This window comes from Candidatus Woesearchaeota archaeon (assembly GCA_026394965.1).
In the GTDB taxonomy this organism is placed as follows: domain Archaea; phylum Nanobdellota; class Nanobdellia; order Woesearchaeales; family 0-14-0-80-44-23; genus JAPLZQ01.
On the sequence record JAPLZQ010000127.1, the window covers coordinates 1 to 1,959 of the forward strand.

At 39.8% G+C, this 1,959-nt stretch carries 4 protein-coding genes; all 4 read right to left on the reverse strand.

The genetic code is table 11. The features are described from left to right. The coding region (locus NTV63_05920) for a hypothetical protein (GenBank protein ID MCX6710454.1) at positions 1 to 182 on the reverse strand (182 nt) is incomplete at its 3' end. Between the two features lie 148 nt (positions 183 to 330). Next, entirely contained in the window at positions 331 to 849 is a 519-nt protein-coding gene (locus NTV63_05925) for a hypothetical protein (GenBank protein MCX6710455.1), read from the reverse strand. Position 850: 1 nt separating this feature from the next. After that, a complete protein-coding gene (locus NTV63_05930) occupies positions 851 to 1,597 on the reverse strand; it encodes a hypothetical protein (protein ID MCX6710456.1) in 747 nt (248 codons plus the stop codon). A gap of 8 nt (positions 1,598 to 1,605) precedes the next feature. Beyond that, positions 1,606 to 1,959, reverse strand: a 354-nt coding sequence (locus NTV63_05935) for a hypothetical protein (protein ID MCX6710457.1), incomplete at its 5' end; no start/stop codon positions are given.

The window sequence follows — 1,959 nt, forward strand, 5'->3', positions numbered from 1 at the left end:
GAGTGAAATCCGTATTTCTTCAGGAGCTCGGCATAATTGCCGAGATATGCCCTCTCTTCCTGCTCAAATGCGAAATCCTTCCTTATGTTGCTGCTTTGGACTGCAATGAGGTAGAATATTGAAAGAACTATTGCTATGAAGAATATGGTTAAAAAAATTGAAGCCTTCTTGTTTTTTATCAAAGCGATATCTTTCACCCTTTAATTTGATTAACCCAAATATTTAATTGCTTTAATTATTGCCTTATCCAATTGTTTTATTCTGAGCTTGAAATTTAATGATTATTTTTTTCGTTCATTTAAATCTTATCTATTTTTAATGATTTTAATTCTATCCTGAAACTGCGAATAAAATTCCTGCTCCTTTGAACCCCTCTTTGCACGGCTTTGGAAACCTGAAGTCATATGAAAGGTAAGGCGAAAATCCTGGCTCCCCTGATTTTGACTTTTCATCTGATGAAAGGAATAATGGGTAAGAATCTATGCCCTCTTCTTTAAGGATTAGAGCCCAGCTGTTTTTTCCGTATATGGAGTCAAAAATGTTCCTTGTGGCATTAGTTATGTTTACCTTGAAAGCCCCATAATCCGCTGTTTCCTTTCCATAGCAGGAATAAACTCCCAGCAGCTCTTCTAATGGAATCCCGCTTATTGTTGAGTAAGGTATTGCAGCTGCTGTTGTTGAAACCCCTGCAATACGGAATCCCTTGAGTATTGATTCTGCCCTTGAAGCCATTGAGCCAGCTGCCTGCATTCTTGTTATTATTGAAATCAAAACTATTGCAACTACAAGTATTGCAATCCCTATGAATTCCGATGACTGAGCCATCCTGCTTTCAATTGGTTTTTTCATTTTATCTCAAAAGCTCAACAAAATTCCCTTCTGAATTGTAACTTATAACTATAAGATATCTGCCTTTCTCAATTGTGAAATCCTTAACACGGCATCCGAGGGTTGGGTAAAACAGGTATTCGCCAATCCTGAAAATGTTTGAGGTGCTGTTGTATTGTATCTTGTAATCTGTCTGAATCTCCCTGCTTATTTCCTCGTGGCTTCTGCACGCCTGCTTTATTGAAGTGTAAAAAGAGGGTATGTTTCCTATGTAGGCAGTTGCTGCAGCAAATCCGGGGTTTATTGTGGGAATTGTTGAGTTGTATTTTATGCTTACTGGAAGCGCAATTGAGATTTTCCTTTCAGAAAAGAGAGGTTCATCCTTCATCCCGAGCACCCATTTTTTCCCGTTTATGCTGTCCACAACAGTAAGAGAATACATGAAATCATAGCTTTCAGCGCAGGGAATCTCCTGGTTTTCCCTGTTGTGCAGATTGAGTTTTCCCTCGTCAAGGAATGCCTCTGTTGCAATCTGCCTGCCTTTTGGGTCATAGTCGCCAACTGAGATGCAGGAGCTTCCGATAAGAGAATGAAGGAAGCTGTCTGTCAGGGTGTAATACTCTGACTGGGCTTTCTGGGATAAAACGCTTCCCCTGCTTCTTATTACGCTGAAAATCACAAACATTACAAATATCACTATGAATATCGCAAACAGCGCCTTGACTGTTATGTCCTGCCCCTTTTTTCCGTAAATTCCGATTAATTTCATTTTTCTGGCTAATTTTTTCTTGAAGATGTTATTTTTATTATGATGAAGATTATGAAAAACAGCGAAAGAACCCCAAAAATTGCAGCAATAATGAATTTTGCTGTGTTGTCCTCTGCGCTTTTCTGTAAAGAGGATTTTGCTCCTGCCCGGCAGTCAGGATCTTCTGATTTTGCGCAGTCAGGGTCGCATCTTCCGTCTGATTTTGAATCGCAGTATAAATCCCTGCCTCCTGAAGGGCAGTCATCCGGGCAGTTAAGATATGATTCAGTATTGTCGCAGATGCTGTTGCCGCACCCCAATGCTGATGGGTTTGGAGTTGTTTCATTAATCTTCTGAATGCAATCAGACGGACAGTTCATATA